This window comes from Clostridium felsineum DSM 794 (assembly GCF_002006355.2).
Classification (GTDB): Bacteria; Bacillota; Clostridia; order Clostridiales; family Clostridiaceae; genus Clostridium_S; species Clostridium_S felsineum.
On the sequence record NZ_CP096980.1, the window covers coordinates 4,497,138 to 4,516,970 of the forward strand.

18 protein-coding genes are annotated in these 19,833 nt (G+C 29.5%); 3 read left to right on the forward strand and 15 right to left on the reverse strand.

All coding sequences use genetic code 11. The features are described from left to right. Positions 1–95 precede the first annotated feature (95 nt). From CLFE_RS20855 to CLFE_RS20890, 8 genes are all read right to left on the reverse strand, one after another. Positions 96–3,584, reverse strand: coding sequence for an efflux RND transporter permease subunit (locus CLFE_RS20855; protein WP_077893620.1), 3,489 nt, complete (start codon positions 3,582–3,584; stop codon positions 96–98). A 149-nt stretch (positions 3,585–3,733) separates the two neighbouring features. Then, entirely contained in the window at positions 3,734–4,441 is a 708-nt protein-coding gene (locus CLFE_RS20860; protein ID WP_077893621.1) for an ABC-2 transporter permease, read from the reverse strand. 153 nt (positions 4,442–4,594) lie between these two features. Then, positions 4,595–5,227, reverse strand: coding sequence for an ABC-2 transporter permease (locus tag CLFE_RS24500; RefSeq protein WP_077893622.1), 633 nt, complete (start codon positions 5,225–5,227; stop codon positions 4,595–4,597). Then, positions 5,220–6,086 (reverse strand): ABC transporter ATP-binding protein, encoded by an 867-nt coding sequence (locus CLFE_RS20870; protein ID WP_077893623.1) that lies wholly within the window; start codon positions 6,084–6,086, stop codon positions 5,220–5,222. Before CLFE_RS20870 ends, CLFE_RS24500 begins: the two co-directional genes overlap by 8 nt. A 14-nt stretch (positions 6,087–6,100) precedes the next feature. Continuing rightward, positions 6,101–6,478, reverse strand: a complete 378-nt coding sequence (locus CLFE_RS20875; RefSeq protein WP_077853104.1) for a GntR family transcriptional regulator — start codon at positions 6,476–6,478, stop codon at positions 6,101–6,103. 120 nt (positions 6,479–6,598) lie between these two features. Further along, positions 6,599–7,993 carry a sensor histidine kinase gene (locus tag CLFE_RS20880; protein WP_077893624.1) on the reverse strand — a complete coding sequence of 465 codons (1,395 nt, stop codon included), beginning with the start codon at positions 7,991–7,993 and terminating at the stop codon, positions 6,599–6,601. A 15-nt stretch (positions 7,994–8,008) separates the two neighbouring features. After that, on the reverse strand, positions 8,009–8,716 hold the full coding sequence (locus CLFE_RS20885) for a response regulator transcription factor (protein ID WP_077893625.1): 708 nt from the start codon (positions 8,714–8,716) through the stop codon (positions 8,009–8,011). 74 nt (positions 8,717–8,790) lie between these two features. After that, positions 8,791–9,045: an SHOCT domain-containing protein gene (locus CLFE_RS20890; protein WP_077893626.1), complete on the reverse strand. Its 255-nt coding sequence runs from the start codon at positions 9,043–9,045 to the stop codon at positions 8,791–8,793. 165 nt (positions 9,046–9,210) lie between these two features. Between CLFE_RS20890 and CLFE_RS20895 the strand changes: the two genes are divergently transcribed. Further along, the gene (locus CLFE_RS20895; protein ID WP_077893627.1) at positions 9,211–9,720 is read left to right on the forward strand and encodes a GNAT family N-acetyltransferase; all 510 of its coding nucleotides are present in this window, start codon (positions 9,211–9,213) and stop codon (positions 9,718–9,720) included. Positions 9,721–9,750: 30 nt separating this feature from the next. Here the strand turns inward: CLFE_RS20895 and CLFE_RS20900 are convergent, their stop codons facing one another. The 7 genes from CLFE_RS20900 to CLFE_RS20930 all read right to left on the reverse strand — a co-directional run bounded on the left by CLFE_RS20900 (position 9,751) and on the right by CLFE_RS20930 (position 17,482). Further along, positions 9,751–11,031, reverse strand: a complete 1,281-nt coding sequence (locus tag CLFE_RS20900) for an aspartate aminotransferase family protein (RefSeq protein WP_207651383.1) — start codon at positions 11,029–11,031, stop codon at positions 9,751–9,753. Positions 11,032–11,093: 62 nt separating this feature from the next. Then, positions 11,094–12,740 (reverse strand): M20/M25/M40 family metallo-hydrolase, encoded by a 1,647-nt coding sequence (locus CLFE_RS20905; protein ID WP_077893629.1) that lies wholly within the window; start codon positions 12,738–12,740, stop codon positions 11,094–11,096. 23 nt (positions 12,741–12,763) lie between these two features. After that, positions 12,764–13,678 (reverse strand): AEC family transporter, encoded by a 915-nt coding sequence (locus CLFE_RS20910; RefSeq protein ID WP_176091567.1) that lies wholly within the window; start codon positions 13,676–13,678, stop codon positions 12,764–12,766. Positions 13,679–13,762: 84 nt separating this feature from the next. Further along, positions 13,763–14,710: a phosphoglycerate dehydrogenase gene (locus CLFE_RS20915; protein WP_077893630.1), complete on the reverse strand. Its 948-nt coding sequence runs from the start codon at positions 14,708–14,710 to the stop codon at positions 13,763–13,765. A 200-nt stretch (positions 14,711–14,910) separates the two neighbouring features. Further along, complete coding sequence (locus CLFE_RS20920; protein ID WP_077893631.1) at positions 14,911–15,318, reverse strand: hemerythrin domain-containing protein; 408 nt, start codon at positions 15,316–15,318, stop codon at positions 14,911–14,913. Positions 15,319–15,481: 163 nt separating this feature from the next. Continuing rightward, positions 15,482–16,264 (reverse strand): 2-dehydro-3-deoxy-D-gluconate 5-dehydrogenase KduD, encoded by a 783-nt coding sequence (kduD, locus tag CLFE_RS20925; RefSeq protein WP_077852718.1) that lies wholly within the window; start codon positions 16,262–16,264, stop codon positions 15,482–15,484. A 231-nt stretch (positions 16,265–16,495) separates the two neighbouring features. Further along, the gene (locus CLFE_RS20930; protein WP_077833500.1) at positions 16,496–17,482 is read right to left on the reverse strand and encodes a LacI family DNA-binding transcriptional regulator; all 987 of its coding nucleotides are present in this window, start codon (positions 17,480–17,482) and stop codon (positions 16,496–16,498) included. A gap of 424 nt (positions 17,483–17,906) precedes the next feature. On the opposite strand from CLFE_RS20930, the gene CLFE_RS20935 reads away from it, so the two are divergent. Both CLFE_RS20935 and CLFE_RS20940 read left to right on the forward strand, forming a co-directional pair. After that, a complete protein-coding gene (locus tag CLFE_RS20935) occupies positions 17,907–18,992 on the forward strand; it encodes a glycoside hydrolase family 88/105 protein (RefSeq protein ID WP_077893632.1) in 1,086 nt (361 codons plus the stop codon). Between the two features lie 23 nt (positions 18,993–19,015). Beyond that, positions 19,016–19,816: a polysaccharide deacetylase family protein gene (locus CLFE_RS20940; protein ID WP_077893633.1), complete on the forward strand. Its 801-nt coding sequence runs from the start codon at positions 19,016–19,018 to the stop codon at positions 19,814–19,816. The last annotated feature ends 17 nt before the right edge of the window (positions 19,817–19,833 follow it).

The window sequence follows — 19,833 nt, forward strand, 5'->3', positions numbered from 1 at the left end:
ATATTATATACTCAATCAAAATTTTAAGATATATTACTATAAAAAAAATAGAGGATATTATATAAATCCTCTACTTTTCAATAAATTATATATGCTTAATCTCTTTCAAGAATACTGTACATTACAGGAACTATTATAAGTGTAAGTATTGTTGATATTACAAGACCTCCTATAACAACTATACCTAAGCCTTGAGAAATTACTGATCCTTCTGAAAAACCTGCGGCTAGTGGAATAAGTGCCATTACTGTTGCTATTGCTGTCATAAATATAGGTCTCATTCTTATAGAACCAGCTTCAATTAAAGCTTCATGTACAAGCATACCTTTTTTTCTATTACTCTGAACCCTATCTAAAAGCACTATAGCATTGGTTACAACTATTCCTATAAGCATTAACATTCCTATAAGCCCAGGAATCCCTAAAGGCTGTCTTGTTACAAATAGTGCTAATACTGCTCCTATTGCAGCAAATGGCAGTGAGAATAATATTGCAAATGGTGCTTTAGGCTCTCCGAATGCAAGTACCATAACTATATAAACCATAAATACAGCTACAACCATTGCCATTGCCATTTGCGTGAAACTATCACTTATACTTTTAGCACTTCCATTTTGAGTAAAAGTAACTCCGTTTGGTATTCCTTTAATTGATTTTATTTTTTTCATAGCATTATCAGATGCTGCTTGTGTATCCTTTGTTTTTATGTCCGCTGTAATAGATGCATATTGATTTCCATCAAGTTCATTTATGCTCACAGGACCATCAGCTATACTAACATTTGCTATATCACTTAAATTAAAGCTTCCTGATGCTCCTTGAAGTTGAATTGCCTTTACTTTATCTAATGAATTAATGTCTTTAGTATCATAGCCTAAATATACATTTATATCATTTTTTCCAGATTGTACAGTAGTGACATTGTTATAGTTCATAATACCTTGAACCATACCTGCCGCCATTATTGGTGAAAGTCCTTGATTTGCAGCTTTAGCACTATCTATTTCTACTGATATTTCTGGCTTTTTACTTGATAATGTATTTGTAACATTACTAAGTTCCTTTACTCCTTTTAGTTCTTCTGTAGCCTTATTTGCTGCTGCTGTTATATCCTTTATATTATTTCCATTAACTACTATTTCAACATTATCCTTAATACCCTCTATAAAGCTTTGGACTGAAACTGTTATTTTGGTATTCTTATTTGACATTTCCGATGCCTTTTTTATAATTTCATCTGCTGCCTTGTCATTGTTACTTCCATCTTTTAGAACAATTGTTACAGCTCCTGAATTACTTCCTTGAAGGGACATTGCTGAAGATGAACTAGAACTATTATCTCCAACAGAACTAACTACTGTTTTTACATCGCTTCTATCTGCAAGATACTTTTCAAATTTCAAAGCTTCTTCGCTAGTCTTCTGAGCTGATGTTCCTGGTGCTGTAGTTATTTTTGCATTTAATACATTTGAAGAACTAGAAGGTAAAAATTGTATTCCAACACCCTTAATTAAAAAGAGTGATACTACGAATAATGCTATTGAAGCTAATAAAACCGCAACTCTATGGCTAAGTGCATAATTAAGCACCTTCTTATAAAATCCTATTACTGCACCTTCTCCTTTTTCAGGCTTTGGCTTTTCATTTAATATCATAAGTCTACTCATTACTGGAACAACTGTTACTGCAACTAAAAGTGATGCTAAAATACATACTACGACTGTTACTGCAAAAGGTACAAACACCTTTCCAACTATTCCACTTATCATTGCCAAAGGTAAAAATACTGCTACTGTAGTTACTGTAGATGAGGTAATTGCAGAAGAAACTTCGTCAGCAGCTACCTGAATTACCTCTCCCTTCGGCACATCATCCTTTAAAATTCTCCTGTGAATATTTTCAATTACAACAATAGAATCATCAACTATACGCCCAACGGCTACTGCCATTCCTGAAAGTGACATTATATTCAAGGTTATTCCAAACCTAGGAATAAGTATAAGTGTTATAAGTATTGAAAGCGGTATAGAAACTACTGCTATTATAGTAGCCTTTATATTTCTTAAAAACAAAGCTATAACTATTATGGCAAAAAGTGCTCCTAAAACACCTTCTCTAACCATTCCATTTACAGAGCTCTTAACATATTTTGAAGAATCGTTTATTAAATTGAATTTTAAATCACTATTATACTTTTGTAATTCACTAACTGCACTAGCTATATTTTTTGCAACATTTACAGTGTTTCCGTCATCTGTTTTATACACATTAAGTACAATACTATTTTTGGTATTTGATCTTACAAAATAAGCCTTATCTGAATTTCCTCTTGTTACTGTTGCTACATCCTTTAAGTATATAACTTTAATTTGTGCATCAGTTGAAACACTTGAAGAACTACCTGCACCAGAAGAATTACTTGGTTTACTTACTGACGCATTTGAAGTAGAAGTTTTTCCGGATGTATTGGCTAATGCCTTGCTGCTTTCTATTTGAGCTGACATTACTTTATCAAGCTGATCTTGAGCCTGCTTTAACATACCTTGTGCTGCTGCTATTGTAGCTTGAGCTTTAGCTTTGTCTTGTGGTGAAGAAGCTTGATTGCTTAAAGTAGCCTCCTCTGATATTATCTGAGCTTGAGCTTTTTGCATTTGACTTAAAATTGCAATGGCTTGTGTATTTCCTCCAAGCATTTGTCCCATTTGACCCATACCTTGACCCATTTGTCCAACTGCCTGACCAATTTGTCCTACGCTTTGCCCTAATTGTCCTACTGCTTGACCTAGCTGATTCATTCCACCTTGAACCTGTTGAAATGCATTTCCTATAACCTTAGTTTGGTTAGGAAGAACAGCTATAGGCATAGCCTCTATATCTGCAGTAGTATAAAGTTTTTTAGTCATTTTTATAGGAAGAGTACTATCCCCTACGTTTACACTTCCTGCTGGTATTGATATATTATTGCCTTGAATCGCAGTTTTTACATCAGATAGTGTAAGTCCATTATCCTTTAGTTTATTATTATCCACCTTTACATATATATCGTCATTAGAGGTTCCTTGTACATCTACACTTGAAACTCCCGAAATTCCACCAAGCTTTGGTTGAACTTTGTCATTAATAATTTTAGTTAACTCATCTATATTTTTACTACTATCTATAGAGTATGTCATTACTGGAGCGCTTCCCATACTTATTCTTGAAACAGTTGTTTTATTAGCTGTTTGAGGAAGTTTGACCTTATTAATTGCATCTTCGATATTTTTTTGTGCCTTATCCATATCTGTAGAATAACTGAATTGAGCTATTACAATAGATACATTTTCATTTGACGTGGTTTTTACATTATCTATACCCTGTATGCCAGAAATTGATTTTTGTATTGGCCTTGATATATCACTTGCCACCTGCTCTGGTGATGCCCCTGGATAAACAGTTATAGCCGTTACAACTGGTATATTTATATTAGGCATGGATTCCATATTTATACCTTTTGCGGAATACAACCCTCCAACCGTAATTAAAATTATTATAAGAAATACTACAAATGCATTCTTCAGCGAAAATTTGGTTAATCTATTCAATTTTTGGTATCCTCCATTCATATAAAACTATACTTTAAGAATATTTTCATACTATACATACAATTTTATATACTTAAGCTACATTATAAAATTTATTATACTTAAAAAAGGCTTACAAATCTGTAAGTCTTCTAAAATATAATTCTATGCTAAATTTTTAAATCCTTATTCCTGTAAAACTTTATTGATATATTTATTGATATATATATGATAAAAATACTAACTAAAAACACAAAAACACCAATAATCAATTTAGAACCATTATTTATATAATTTACAATTCTATGAGTAGTACTGGTTCCTATAAATTTAAAAATCAATACAGGAATTATTGAAAAAATTATGCTTACAATAGTAAAAATGATTCTTACTTTTAAAAAATCAAATTTAAAATAAATAGGAAAATAAATTGCTACAAAAAATATTGTGCTTAACAAACATATAAAAATAGATGCTTCAAAACTAATAATATTATTGAATTGACTCAAATTCATCCATTTATTTATGCTAACAAATGCTCCTACACCTTTTCCAGCTACATTAAAACTTCTAAATATCATTGTAAATATTGCCGTTACTACTATGCCTAATAAAAAAAATAAGGCTGAACTTAAATATTTTGATAAAACAACCTCTTTTCTATTTACAGGCAAGCTATTAAACATAATTTCAGAATTATATCTATAATCGTAATAAGACAAATTACTAATATAATCGTACATAAGAATTGTAGGAACGACAATATAAATAAAGATTGGAGTTTTTATAAAAAATAAATTACCAGTTAAACAAGCCAATAATATAGGAATTAAATTTCTTTTTCCAATAGTTATGTCTTTAAAAATAAAGCCCAGCATGTTAAATCCTCCTACTTTTTATATTCGTCTTTGAATTTTTTGTATATAGAAATAGCTGAAAAAATAGCTAAAATTAGAAATATAAATGATATTTTTTTATTCATTATATAATTTATAATATTTTGCATTTTCTCCTCCTAAACAAAAGGTATTTTAAAATTCTCTATTAATATAAATCTTTAAAGAAATAGCTATGGAAATTATTAAGAGAAAAATAGTACACAGTTCCCAAGGAATAAAAAATGATATTTTAAAGCTTGATTTATATCTACTAATTAACATAACTGCAATAATTAAAACAACAAATATTATAAAGTAGAGAATAGAATTAATACGCTGAGATTTGATATACCCAATTTTGAAATATATTGGTAAATACATAAAAATATATAATATGCTAAACATAAACGATATTATTATGTCTTGTATATTAATAAAACTAGTAATATTTCCAGATGGCAAAATTTTAACTATACTTGCAAATATAATAACAAAAATCACACCTATTAAAAAAAATATAAATGATGAAATATATTTACTTAATACTACTGTTTTTCTATTCACAGGCAAGCTATTAATCATTATATCTACATCGTATTTTTCACCTAATCCACAACTTGATAAACTATATGAAGTTGAAATAAAGAATGGAAAAATTATATAAACACTTGAATTCCCGAAAAACTGAAGAATTACAACAATAAAAAAATTAATCACTATAGATTGTGCTATGCTTATCCATCCTTTGTTATGAATAAGTATATCTTTTAATACCAAACTAAACATTTTTAAACCCTTTCACAGTATAAACCATAATATCCTCTAGATTAGCCTTTTCAAAAATGACTTTTTCCCCAAAAGTTCTTTTAATACTCTCTTCATCATCTGTTAGGGCTTGAAATCCAAATTCATTCTCTCTTATTCCTATAAAATTATTTCTATTACTTTTATTAAGTACTTCTTTATCTCCTTTTGCTATTTTATATTTTTCCATTATACTGTCTTTATCCTCTGAAAAAATTATTTTTCCGTCATTTATAAATGTTATATAATCTGCTATTTTCTCTAAATCAGTAGTTATATGTGTTGAAAATAGTATAGACTTATTCTCATCTTGGATTATATCCTGCATAATATCTAATAGTTCATTTCTAAATACAGGATCTAATCCAGAAGTTGGTTCGTCCATTATTATTAATTCTGCCTCATGGGATAATGCTATGGCAAGAGAGTATTTTATTTTCATTCCCTTTGATAATTCTTTTATTTTTTTATCTCTTGGCAAACTAAAACTAGTAATATAATTATTAAAAGTATCATTGCTCCACTTTTTATAAAAACGAGCTATTATATTTTTCATTTGAATTAAGTTCAGATCTTCATAAGCATAGGTCTCATCGTATACAAATCCTATTTTTTCTTTAATTTCCTTCTCGTTTTTTACATTATCAAATCCAAAAACTTTTATTTCTCCTGAATTTTTTTTAACAAGGTTCATTATGAGCTTTATTGTCGTACTTTTTCCTGCTCCATTTGAACCAATAAACCCCATTATATATCCTTTTTCAAGAGTAAAATTCATATTATTTAATGAAAAGCCCTTATAATTTTTAGTAACATTTTTAACTTCCAAAATATTTTCCATATTACACACCTACTTTATTTACTATTTCCATATAATACTTCAAGCATTTCTTTTAAATCTTCAAGTGATAGATTTATAAACTTACTTTCTTCAATAATCTCACTCATTTTTTCCTCAATAAGCTTTATCTTTTTTTCTGTCAAAAGCTCTTTATTCTGTGCTGCTACATACGTTCCCTTTCCTTGAACAGTTTCAGTAAACCCTTCCTTTTCAAGTTCTTCATAAGCTCTTTTAGTAGTAATAACACTAATACCAATTTCTTTAGCTAGATTTCTTATCGAAGGTAATATATCTCCCTCCTTTAATTGTCCGTTGAGAATATAATTTTTTATCTGCTTTGTTATCTGTTCATATATTGGTTCCTGTGATGAATTTAAAATGATTATTTTCATTATTACTCCTCTTATAGTGTATATATAGTGTATATATTGTATATATACACTATATACTCGCTTTCTGTTTTTGTCAATAAAAAATAAGGTTAAGTAACTGCAACTTAATCCTTATGTGCATTATTGTATTAATTTTTTAAAGGTAATTACAAAAGTACTTCCTTCTCCTAGAGAACTGCTCACTGTAATAGTTCCCTTATGAGCTTCCACAATATTTTTTACAATTGTTAATCCAATACCTGATCCACCAGTGTTTTTATCTCGCGATTCATCTGTTCTATAAAATCTTTCAAAAATAAACGGCAAATCCTTTTTAGAAATACCAATACCGTTATCCTTAACCTCTATAATGATGTTAGCTTCTAAAGATTTAAGCGTTACTAAAACCTCTCCATTTTCTTTAGAATATTTAAGTGCGTTTGAAAGCAAATTGTACATCACTTGATTAAACTTATCTTTATCCAATGATATTTCTATATTAGGAGCTATTCTAGAATATATATTTAAACCTACATTTTTATATAGAGGTTCAAAAGAATTTATTATCTTTTCTAACTCTTGGGATATGTTGAATTTTGATTTATTTAAAATAACCTTTGCCTGTTCTAATTTAGCCATGTTATTAAGTCCATTAACTAATTTTATTAACCTTTCTATTTCTTCATGAAAACCTTCTAACACTTCATCTGTTGGTTCCCAAACCTTATCCAGCAGTGCTTCTATATGAGATTTTAAATTTGTCAAAGGGGTTCTGAGTTCATGTGCAATATCTGAAGTCATACGTTTCCTTAAAAGTTCTTGTTTTTGAAGTGTATCTGCTAAATAATTTATAGAAGTAGCTAAATCGCTTATTTCCTTTGTTTTAGAGTTAACCTGTGCTCTACACTCAAGTTCACCAGCTCTCATCTTATTAGATGTTTGTGTTATTTTTATTAATGGGGCTGATATTTGCTTTGAAAAAAATATACTTATTATCAATGAGAATGCTAATGCCACAAGAAAAGATATCATAAATGAATGATTAAGTGTCATTATAAAGCTTTGTGCTGAACTATTAAAATAAGATGAATTATAATATCCAAAAGTTATTATCCCAAGCTTTTTATTATTTTTTTTAAGTAAATATTTGTCCTCAGTATATTCTCCATTATTTTCTGAATATCTCTTCATCATTCCACCCATCATAGAATGCATCATGGCACTTTTAGTTGTTGGTAGATTATTAGCTGTAAGTAGAACTTTACCACTATTATCTTTAATCTGAATATATAACTTTTCAGCTGAAGCGTATCTTACTATTTCCTCTTCATCTATACTTATAAATCCACCTTTTTCTTTATACAAACTATTTATCATAGCAGCAATTTTATCTTCCTTAGACTTCTGTTGACTTATTAAATAGCTATTAAATTTTTTGTCAATCATGTAATTTGAAATTAAGCCTGCTGCAATAATAGCTACAATTGCCGTAAGTAAAAACGCTAGTGATAACTTTCTCATTAAAGATATCTTCATAAAATCCCTCCCTTCTCAGTAAGTTCTAAATTTATATCCTAGTCCATATACTGATACAATATACTTAGGATTTCTATGATCATCTTCTATTTTGCGTCTTATATTTTTAATATGAGTATCAATAGTTCTATCAAAACCATCATAATCAATTCCAAAAGCTTTATTAACTAATTCTTCTCTTGAAAAAACTTTGCCAGGCTTACTTAGAAGCACAATTAAAATTTTAAATTCATTTGAGGTTAAATTAACATTTTCCCCTCTCTTTTTTACAATAAATTTTTCCACATCTATTTCTAAATCACCATTATTTATAATTAATAACTCTGCAAGCGGTGTATTATCCCTATATGTTCTTCTAATAAGTGCCTTAACCCTACTTACCAATTCTCTATTGCTGAAGGGTTTAGTTACATAATCATCAGCTCCCATAGAAAGTCCTTCTATTTTATTGTCCTCTTCTATTTTAGCTGTAAGCATAATAATTGGCACTGATGACACTGATCTAATTTTAGCACATACCTTTTCACCAGAAATTTTAGGTAGCATTAAATCTAATATAATTAAATGAATATGTTCTTTTTCAAATATATTTATAGCTTCTTCTCCATCCTTAGCTGTTAAAACTTCAAAACCTTCTTTTTCTAAGTAAGCTTTGATTACACTTAAAATTTTTTCTTCATCATCAACCACTAAAATTTTAAATTCTTTATTCGTTGTGACCACTCCCTATATTCCTTTAATTATATATAAAAATTGCGATGCTACTTTTTTATTATGAGTAGCATCGCATTTATATATTATTTTTTAAGTGCAGCTTTCATCTTATTATACTCTTCTTCATTAATTTCGCCCTTTGCAAATCTTTCACGTAATATATTTAATGCTGAATTATCATCGTTATAGAAAAAAGCATTATTGTTTTGCTTTGACAATTTAAAAATAATAAATACTATGGCTAAAAATATTATCATGCCAAATCCCATCATAAAAATCATTCCTCCTACATTATGATATCCATAACCTCCATTAAATAAAGCTTCTCGACATGGCATATAGCTCACTCTCCTTTAATATTTTCTACTATATCTTAATTATAGATTAGAATTGTGGAGGAAAAATGAAGAATTTAAAATGTACATACTGTATAATTAAAGTACGTAAGGAGGTGATTTTTAGTGGGAGTTTAGACCAATTTTTAACTCTTACTAAGCATAAATATGAATAAAATATTATTAGCATCAAATAGAATTACTTTAACACCATTGTCTTTGCCTGAATTACAAAACATTGAAAAAGACAATATCAATCTTCTTGAAAATACAATTAACAAGGATGCAATATTTGACTTTACCAAAGCTGCAATATCAAAAAAAATAAATAAAATGCTTAAAGTATCTACAGCTGTACATAATTGGTATACATATTGGTTAATCATTGATAACATAACTAAAATGGGAATAGGTTTTATTGGTTTTAAGGGTACACCTAATGATAGTGGCTATGTAGAAGTGGGCTATAATATAGCTTGTACTTATAGAAAGCAAGGTATTATGACAGAAGCTCTATCCTTATTATCAAATTGGGCCTTAAAAAATCCAAACCTAAAAGGCATAACTGCTTGTAAGGTTTTAAAAACAAATACTGGCTCTAACAGAGTTCTTAAAAACTGCAATTTCAAATTAACTAATTCTACAGAAGAATTCAATTATTATTTGCTAAAATTATAGGGAGAAACTCCAAAGGTTCTCCCTAATTATTTATCTATTCAAATACTCTATAATTCCTTTTTCAACAATATCTATGGCCGTATCTAACTCTTCCTTTACTACTGTAAGTGGTGCTATAAATCTAAGCACATTGTGCTCTGTTCCACAGCCTAAAAGTATTAGATTATTATCCTCTGCATATTTTCTTACGAAGGTTAACATATCTGAATCCGGCTCATTATTTTCTTTACAAAATTCCATTCCCACCATAAGTCCAATTCCTCTAACATCACCAATGCATTTATACTTCTTTTTAAGCTTTAAAAGTTCCTCTTTTAGATAATTACCCATATTTTTTGCATTATCTAAAACGCCGTTTTCAAGTTCTTTTATAGTGGCAAGTGACGCAGCACAGGCTACAGGATTTCCACCAAAGGTTCCACCATGTGCACCTGCCGGCCATTTTTCCATAATCTCTTTTTTACCTATAACCGCACTTAAGGGAAAGCCTGATGCTATAGCTTTTGCACAAGTAAAAATATCTGGCTCTACACCAAAATTTTCATGTGCAAAAAGTTTTCCCGTTCTTCCAAAGCCACATTGAACTTCGTCAAAAATGAGACATATTCCATGTTTATCACAAATATTTCTAAGCTCCTTTAAAAACTTTTTAGGTGGAACAATATAGCCACCTTCTCCTTGAACTGGCTCAACTATAATTGCTGCAACACTTTCAGGTGTAATAAGCTTTTTAAACATATCGTCAAATTGAGCTGTGCACTCCATCATGCAGTTTTCTTTATTTTGTTTATATGGACATCTAAAACAATAAGGATACTCTGCAAAATATACGCTTGGAAGAAGTCCCTCATAATTTTCCCTGTATTTAGAGCTTGAACCTGTTATAGACGTAGTTGCTAGAGTTCTCCCATGAAAAGAACCTTTAAAAGATATTACAGCTTGTCTTTTGGTTACGTATTTAGCTAATTTTATAGCTCCTTCGTTAGCCTCTGCACCACTATTGCTGAAATACACCATTGTTTTATTTCCCGTACACGAAACTATTTTTTCTGCAAGTTTAACATAGCTTTCATAATAAACAACATTGTGTCCACCATGTATAAGTTTGTCTATCTGATCCTTTGCTGCTTCTACAACTACCGGATTATTATGACCTAAATTACATACCGCAACACCGCTAGCAAAATCTAAAACTTTTCTGCCATCTTCAGTATAAAGATAAGCTCCTGCTCCTTTTATTACTCCAAGCTTTGTAGCTCTCCCTGCCACAGGTGGAATAACCTTAAGACTTCTTTCATATAAACTGCTCATTTTTATTCTCTCCTATCTATGTATATATAGAGGAAACCAAATTACATGGTTCCCTTTTTTATCTATAAAAATTTTTCTATTGTAGTAATTATTAATTTCGGCAAAACTTCAAAAGAGTATGGTTTATACACTCTTTCCGTCCATTTATGAGCGTCCTTACCATAACACCCGTAGTTTACTGCTGGTATATTAAGCTTTTTTATTTTATTAACTGGAACCTTATAAACCTTATCCCAACCTGGAAAATTAGAGGTAAGGCTTTCTATTCCTTCATCATCATCATCTATTCTTAGATAACTGCTATCTGATAAGCTAGGAAAGAATTGCATAACCTTAAACTCTTCATTTATTCCCTGCTTTTTTATTTCCTCTGCACTTTCTTTTATTTTATCTATGATTTCATTTTCCTTTTCGTTATCATCATTTAAAGTATTGTGCGGACAATATGGTGGTGCAAAAAACATTACTATACAAGGTTTCTTTTCTCCATATATATTAAAAACTTTATCCACAACCTTAAGCGATATTTCTCTTATATCCACATGGTTATCCACAAGCTTTTGTTCATAACTTTCAAGCTCTTTATCTAAATCCCCATGAAATCTAGCTTTAGCCATTGTGTACAGTTGTGTATAAGTTATAACCTTTGCTTCAAAATTTAGCGATTCATACTTTTGATTTGTCATTTCACAATATTTTTTATATCTATCATCATTTCTTTTAATTACTCTTTCAAAAGCTCTTTCTGCAGCCTTTTTAAGCTTTTCAGCAGCTTCTTTGGGTGATTCCCCATGAACTGTATAATTAAAATAAGCATAAGAAGAAAACGGTGTTTGAACGTTATAGCTTTCTTTCAAATCTTTAAACTTTAAAACTGAAGGTGGAAGCGTATATTCACCCTTGTATTCATCACAAAGTTCTATATTTAAATCAATTTCTCTTATTACCTCTGAGGCAATAGCATCTGCATTAATTCCCTCAAAGCATTGTCCTACATGTGTTTCTTTTCCGACAAAATAAAATGCAGGAAGAAGTTTTCCAACTGTGCCTGTATATAAATATCTTGTGTTATCTCCCTTGTACATTGGACATATATAATCATTGTTTATTGCTAGCGTGTATTCAAGATTATATTTTCTTTTTAATTCCTCTAAAACATCAAGAGATTCAATTATCCCATTATGCTCATTTTCCTCTACTGGTGTTGACATAAATAAAATATTTCCAGAAATCTCTTTTACCCTTTTAGATAATTCTTTTAAAACAACAAGATGTACTGCATCACCACTTTTCATGTCTGATGCTCCTCTGCCAAACATCCAATCTCCGCTTTCAAGATCCCTTCTCACATCTTCATCTAAATCAATTTCTTTAAGCTTTTCCTTAAGAATTTTAGGATCAAAAGCATATTCCTTTAAAGCCCCATAATCCTCTACTGCTACAGTATCCATATGTCCATGCAAAATTATTGTCTTGTTAGATTGTCCTGCTTCTCCTCTTAATAAAGCAAATATATTCCCCCTTGAAAGCTTGTCATTTTTAAGTGGAACTCTAAATGCATATCCTTCGTGCTCTTTAAAATAGTCAATCTCCTTTAGGTAACTTAACATCTTATTTCCTATATGTCCTTCGCCTTCTGTCCCATTTACACTTGGTACTTTTACCAGCTCTATTGTTAAGTTTTCTATTTCTTCACTGATTTTACTCATTTAACTCATCTCCAAACAAAATTCTATATTCCTAAAAATAAAGTAATAATGGGTATAGTTATCATTGACACAATTGTTGTTACTAGAACTATTTTTGAAGCATATTTAAAATTTCTATTATAGTTCTTAGCAAGTATGGGGCAAAGTGTTCCTCCTGGCATAGCTTCACAAATAATAATTACCCCTATAACAATCTTATTAATCAAAAATGGTTTAAGTGCAAAATAAATTATCATTGGTATTAAAACCAATCTTAAAGCTGATATATAATATAAAGACCAATCCTTAAAAATATCATTAAATTCTACTGTCGTTAATATAGAACCTATTACAATCATTGATAAAGGTGCTGTCATTGATCCCACTAAATTAAAGGCTGAATTTATAACATAGGGTATTTTTATGGACGAAAGCATAAGCACCATTCCAAGTATAACCGCCAATATATTATGATTAAGTAATATTTTTTTATAGTTTATTTTTTCTTTCCTTCCATTCATGATCACTATTCCAAATGTCCAAATAAACACGTTATATACCAAGTTAAATATTGATGTGTAAAGTACACCTTTATCCCCATATATAACCTTAAGCACTGGAAAGCCTATAAAACCACAATTTGAAAAAATGCTCATAAACATCAATATATCTTTTCTATCACAATTAAATTTAAAGGAGATAACTTTTCCTATTATCATTGAAATAAAAAAAGCTATAATTGAAAATATAAGAAGCTGACTTATAATAACAATTGTGTTTACAGAATATTTAACGTTAAAGGATGTTAATATCATTAATGGAAGTGTAATTGTAACTATAAAATTTGATATATGACTCGTACTTTCTTCATTAATTATCTTTGCTCTTGCCGCATAATACCCGATCCCCATAACTAAAAATAAAATCATAATTTGCTTAAATACATATATAGTTTTCATACCAAATTACTTTCTTCTATATCCTTTCAATCTATGTACGCAATTTTTGTATTTGTATTTGTATACAATTCTTCTTAAATTATATTAGTACCCTTTTTCTAAATCAACTATATTTTTTAACTCTTTTCCCTCTTTATATCTCTTCATATTTTCGTAGACTAATTTATATTTCCTCTTAGCCATGTTTTGTGAAACCCATGAATTATGTGGTGTTATTATAACATTATCCATTTCCCAAAGTGGACTATCCTTCTTTAAAGGCTCCTGTTCAACTACATCTAAAGCAGCTGATCGTATTTTACCATTCTTAAGAAATTTAATTAACTTCTCTTCACAGACTATCTGCCCCCTGGATGCATTTACAAAAATTGTTCCCGCTTTCATCATTGAAAAAATCTTTTCATCTATAAAATGGTATGTCTTATCTGTGATAGGTAATAGACTTATAACAACATCACATTCTTTAAGCATAGCTTCTAGTTCATCACTAGAGTAACATTTATTAAAGTTTTCCACCTGATGACCTGTAGTATTAAGGCCTAATACATTAACAGAAAACGCCTGAAGTCTTTTGGCTGTTTCTATTGCTATATTTCCAGTTCCTAGTATTCCTACTGTTTCCCCAAAAATTTCTCTAACAGAAGTTCTTAGTTTCCATCTCTTTTCTTCTTTATTTTTGAAAAAACCATTTGCTTCCTTATACATAGATAAAATACTCCAAATTATCCATTCCGAAATAGGTACACTATACCCTTCTTTATTATTAGTTACTATAATTCCATTGTTTTTTACATACTCTTTAGGAACTTGATCAAACCCATCACTTTCAAGCTGAATCCACCTTAATTTCTTAAGATTGCCTATATCAAAATGAGAAAATGGATTATAGGTAAACATGAACTCTACATCTTTAAGTTCATCTGTATATTTAAGGTTTCTTTCGCTTTTGGATATAATTTCAAAGCCAAGCTCTTCTAAACTTTTTATTTGCTCCTCAGAAAAATGGAAAGTGATTAATGCTTTAGTGTTCAATATCTCATCTCCTCCCTTTATGTTTTATCATATTGTTAAAATATAGCTGATTATTTTACTAATATGGTATCATATTTACTTGTATTTTACAACCTTTTATAATTCATTAATATATCATATATTTTACCACCCTTACTTAATAAAAAAACGTACTAGATTTAATCTCACAAAACCTAATACGCTAAAAATTATCTTTTCATCTAATTTATCAATGGATACAAAGCTTCATCTTCCTTATTAAGTCTATTTACAAGTAATTTAATAACAGCTTCAGTATCATTTTTAAAGTTCAAAATGTTTTCACACACTTTAATCCTAGTATTATATTTATTTTTATATTCTTCAAACTTCTTACCTATATCACCCATATCATCTATATATTCTTTTGCAATATTTCTTATACTCTCATCTTCACTTTTTATTAACTCCGGATATAAATATCTGTCCTCTGATTGAAGATGAATCTTTAAAATTCCGGATAGTACACTAACAGTTTTAGCTACCTCTATGTAATCCCCTTCACTTATTTTTTTATCTATAAATCCATTTAATATTTTTATACTATTATGTATTTCTGTATGTTGTCTTTTAAGATTATTCATATACATTTTTACAACCTCTCCTAACCATTTATAAATTCTATATTTTTATTATAAATAATTAAATTTAAGAGTTCTGTATCTTATGTTACAAATAAAAATAAAATTACCCATAAAAAACTAATAGCTTTTCATGGGCAAACACTCTATATTATTTATTAAATTGTAAATCTTATCTAACTAACCAGCCACCATCAACAGCTAAAACATGACCATTTATATAGTCAGAAGCTTTTGATGCTAAGAATACTACAGTTCCCATTAAATCAAATGGATCTCCCCATTTTGCTGCTGGTATTCTTGATAGTATTTCATTATTCCTTTTTTCGTCATTCCTTATAGGCTCAGTGTTTTTAGTGGCAATATACCCTGGAGCTATTGCATTTATTTGAATATTTTTATCAGCCAATTCATTTGCAAACGCTTTTGTTAATCCTGCAACTCCATGCTTTGAAGCAGTATATGGAGGCACAAACTTTCCCCCCTGGAATGAAAGCATAGATGCAATATTTATTATTTTACCAGCACCTTGTTTTACCATAACCCTTGCTGCTCTTTGACTTAAATAGTAAACAGAATTTAGATTTGTATTTATTATGTATTCCCAGTCCTCATCCTTATATTCTGTAAGAGGTGCTCTTCTTATAGTACCTGCATTATTAACAAGTATGTCAAGTCTTCCGTAAACTTCTACACACTTATCAACTATTCCTGATATGTTTTCTTTCTTAGATAAATCCGCTTGATAAAACTCAACTCTTTTTCCTGTACTCTCTATAAGCTTCCTAGTCTCATCCCAGTTAGTACCGTGTGTAACTATGAATAGATCAGCTCCTGCCTTAGCAAGTGCAAGGGCATATCCTTGTCCAAGACCTGTATTTCCACCTGTAACTATTGCAACTTTTCCGTCTAGTGAAAAAAAGTCCATTGAAAAATCTTTTACTGAAAAGCTCATATTATTATAACATCCCTTCTTACTCTAACTCTATAATAACTATTTCATCTTTAATCATAATGTCTTTTCATACTTAAAGTGCCTAATGTACTAACTTTAATAAAGCTCAACAAAATTTAAATATATAATTTATAAATCAAACATTTACTTATTACGTAATTTCCGTTAACGTTAACGTAACATATTTAAATTATACATCTTATTTTTTTTTCAGTCAATATCCATCATTTTTCATTCTCTGCAAGATTTTCTTACTACAAGAATTGGCTCTAAAATTACTTTTTCGACTTTTTTTGACTTATTGTCAATAGAATTTATAAGCATTTTAGCTGCTATAGTACCAACTTCTTTGCTATTTTGGTCAACTGTTGTAAGTGGAATAGATAGCATAGCTGATTGTTCTATATTATCGTATCCAGCAATTCCAAGATCCATTGGTAGCTTTATTTTGTTTTCATAGCAATATTTCATGACTCCCATTGCAACGGTATCATTTATAGCAAAAATACTGTCCACACCTTTTTTTATAAGTGTACTTGCTATATTAAACCCATCTTCAAAGGTAGAATTGCTATTTATTATTATTTCATCATTGTATCTTATTTTATTATCTAGAAGCGCCCTTTTGTAACCCTCAAGCCTTTCGCCAGATGCAGTAGATCTTTCATCTCCTAGTATAACTCCAATTTTTTTATATCCTTTGCTTATCATATGAGTAATAATTTTAAATGCTCCTGTATAATTATCAATTCCTACAAAATTCACTTCAAGACCTTCTGCAAAGTTATCCGCCATAACCATAGGAATTTGATTTAAAATATCCTCATAATCTTTTTTCATAGGTTTCACTGGTAGAATTATCATTCCATCTACTCTACCTTCACTTAAAAAATCTAAATATTTAACCTCATTAATTTTCTTTCTATTGCTATTACATAGTATTAATCCATATCCATGTTTTTCAATATACTCCCCTACACCTTTACTAATATTCGCATAATATTGATTAGCAATATCAGGTATAATGAGTCCAATCATATTAGTTTTTTTAGTTATAAGACTTTTTGCTGCTGAATTAGGCTTATATTTTAATTCCTCACAAGCCTTTAGTATTTTTTCTCTTGTAGTGACTTTAATATCCGAACTATTATTGAGTGCTCTAGAAACAGTCATTGCTGAAACTCCACAATATTTTGCTATATCCTTAATACTAACCATAAAAATCCGACTTACAAAATTTGAAAATCGGCATTTCACCTACCTATTCTATTTCTTATATTTCGTCCTTTGCTTCGTTTAAACTTTGAATATAAAAATTATATCATATGATTATTATTTTTCACATATAGAAGCTTAATTAGTCAACGTTTTCAATTTTTATTATTTTTCACTATAAAAATTACCAAGTAAGTTATTGACAAGCATACTTTATAATGTTACTATAATTTTGTTAACGTTAACGTAACAATTTATTTAATAATTATAATTTGTTATGTTATTCAATATTTTTGTAATATTTTGCTACGATTATAGTGTAGTTAAATATTGCATCGTTATATTTACTATTTATTTTGATAACGTGAACATAATAATTCAAACGATTACATTTTACTATAAGAAAAGTATTATAAGGAGTGTTATTATGCAAAAATATTCTAAATTAATGGCAGATTCTATTATAGCAAAAAACATAAACTTAACTGATCACTGGGGTTATGAATATGGTTTAACTCTAGATGGTATTGCTAAGGTTTATGAATGGACAAAGGACCAAAAGTACCTAGACTTTATAATAAAAACAATGGACACTTTTATAAATGAAGATGGAACAATCAACGGATATAAATTAAATGAATATAACATAGATCACCTTAACAACGGAAAAATTTTAATAACTTTATTTAAAGAAACAGGAAAAGAAAAATACAGAAAAGCTTTGAGTAATCTAAGAAAACAAATAGACACTCATCCAAGAACTAAAGAAAACGTTTTTTGGCATAAAAACATCTATCCTCACCAAATATGGTTAGATGGATTGTACATGGGTGCTACTTTCTACGCTAAGTATGTAAAACAATTCGGTGATGAAAAAGAGTTTGACGATATAGCTCATCAATTCATCGTAACTGAAAAAAATTTAAAGGATGAAAAAACAGGACTCCTTTATCATGCTTATGACGAATCAAAAGCTGAACTTTGGGCAAACAACGAAACTGGTTTATCACCTCATTTTTGGGGAAGATCTATGGGTTGGTACGTTATGGCTTTAGCTGATACAATCGAAGTATTACCTGAAAATCATAAGGATAGAGCTACTTTAATAGAAATATTAAACAATTGCATACAAGCTCTACTTAAGGTTCAAGATCCTGAAAGCAAGGTATGGTATCAAGTTCTAGATGAAGCTGATAGAAAAGGTAACTATTTAGAAGCATCTGGTTCTTCCATGATAGTCTATGCACTACTTAAAGGTGTAAAAAATGGTTACTTACCTGGAGAACTTAAAAACACTGCAAAAGAAGCCTATGAAGGACTTGTAAATGAATTCGTTTTAGAGACAAAAGATGGACTTATTAACTTAAATAAAATTTGTTATGTAGCAGGTCTTGGTGGAGAAGATAATAGAGACGGAAGCTTTGCTTACTATATAAGCGAACCAATCGTAAGTAATGAACCAAAAGGCTTAGGACCATTCTTAATGGCTTCTTATGAATACGAAACCATTTAAAAATTATTAAGGAGATTTTTAAAATGAATAAAATTTTTAAATGTTTCCCCGATGGAAAATTCAAAGTTTTAACTATGAGCTATGATGATGGAAAGTTATCTGATAGAAAGCTTGTAAGCATTTTTAATAAATATGGAATTAAAGGCACCTTTCATATAAATTCTGGGCTTATCGGAGATGAAAATCGTTTAAAGCGCGATGAAATTAAAACCTTATATGCTAAGCATGAAGTTTCAGCTCATACTTTAACACATCCCACAATAACAAGGTGTCCTATGGAACAAGTAGCAAAAGAGATATTAATGGATAGAGAAAATTTAGAAGAAATTGTAGGTTACCCTGTACGTGGTTTGTCTTACCCAAATGGTTCCTACAATGATTCAATAAAAAAACTCCTTAAACCACTTGGTATTGAATATTCAAGAATAGTTGGTAACTCTGATTCTTTCGATCTTCCTTCTGACTTTACGGAATGGAAAGCTACATGCCATCATAACCATAACCTTATGGAACATGCTAAAGAATTTGTTTCACTATACAAAAAACAATATCTATATATGATGTATGTATGGGGTCATAGCTATGAATTTGAAAAAGATAATAATTGGGACCTTATAGAAGATTTTTGCAGATATGTAGGAAATAAGGAAGATATATGGTATGCAACAAATATTGAAATAGTATATTATATTAATATATTAGATAATTTGAAATTTTCAGCTAAGGGTGATTTAGTCTACAATCCATCAGCAAAATCTGCTTGGATTAGTGTAAACGATAAAGTTATGGAGATAAAAGGCGGAACGCAAGTAATATTATTTTAATTTATAAATGTATTTCT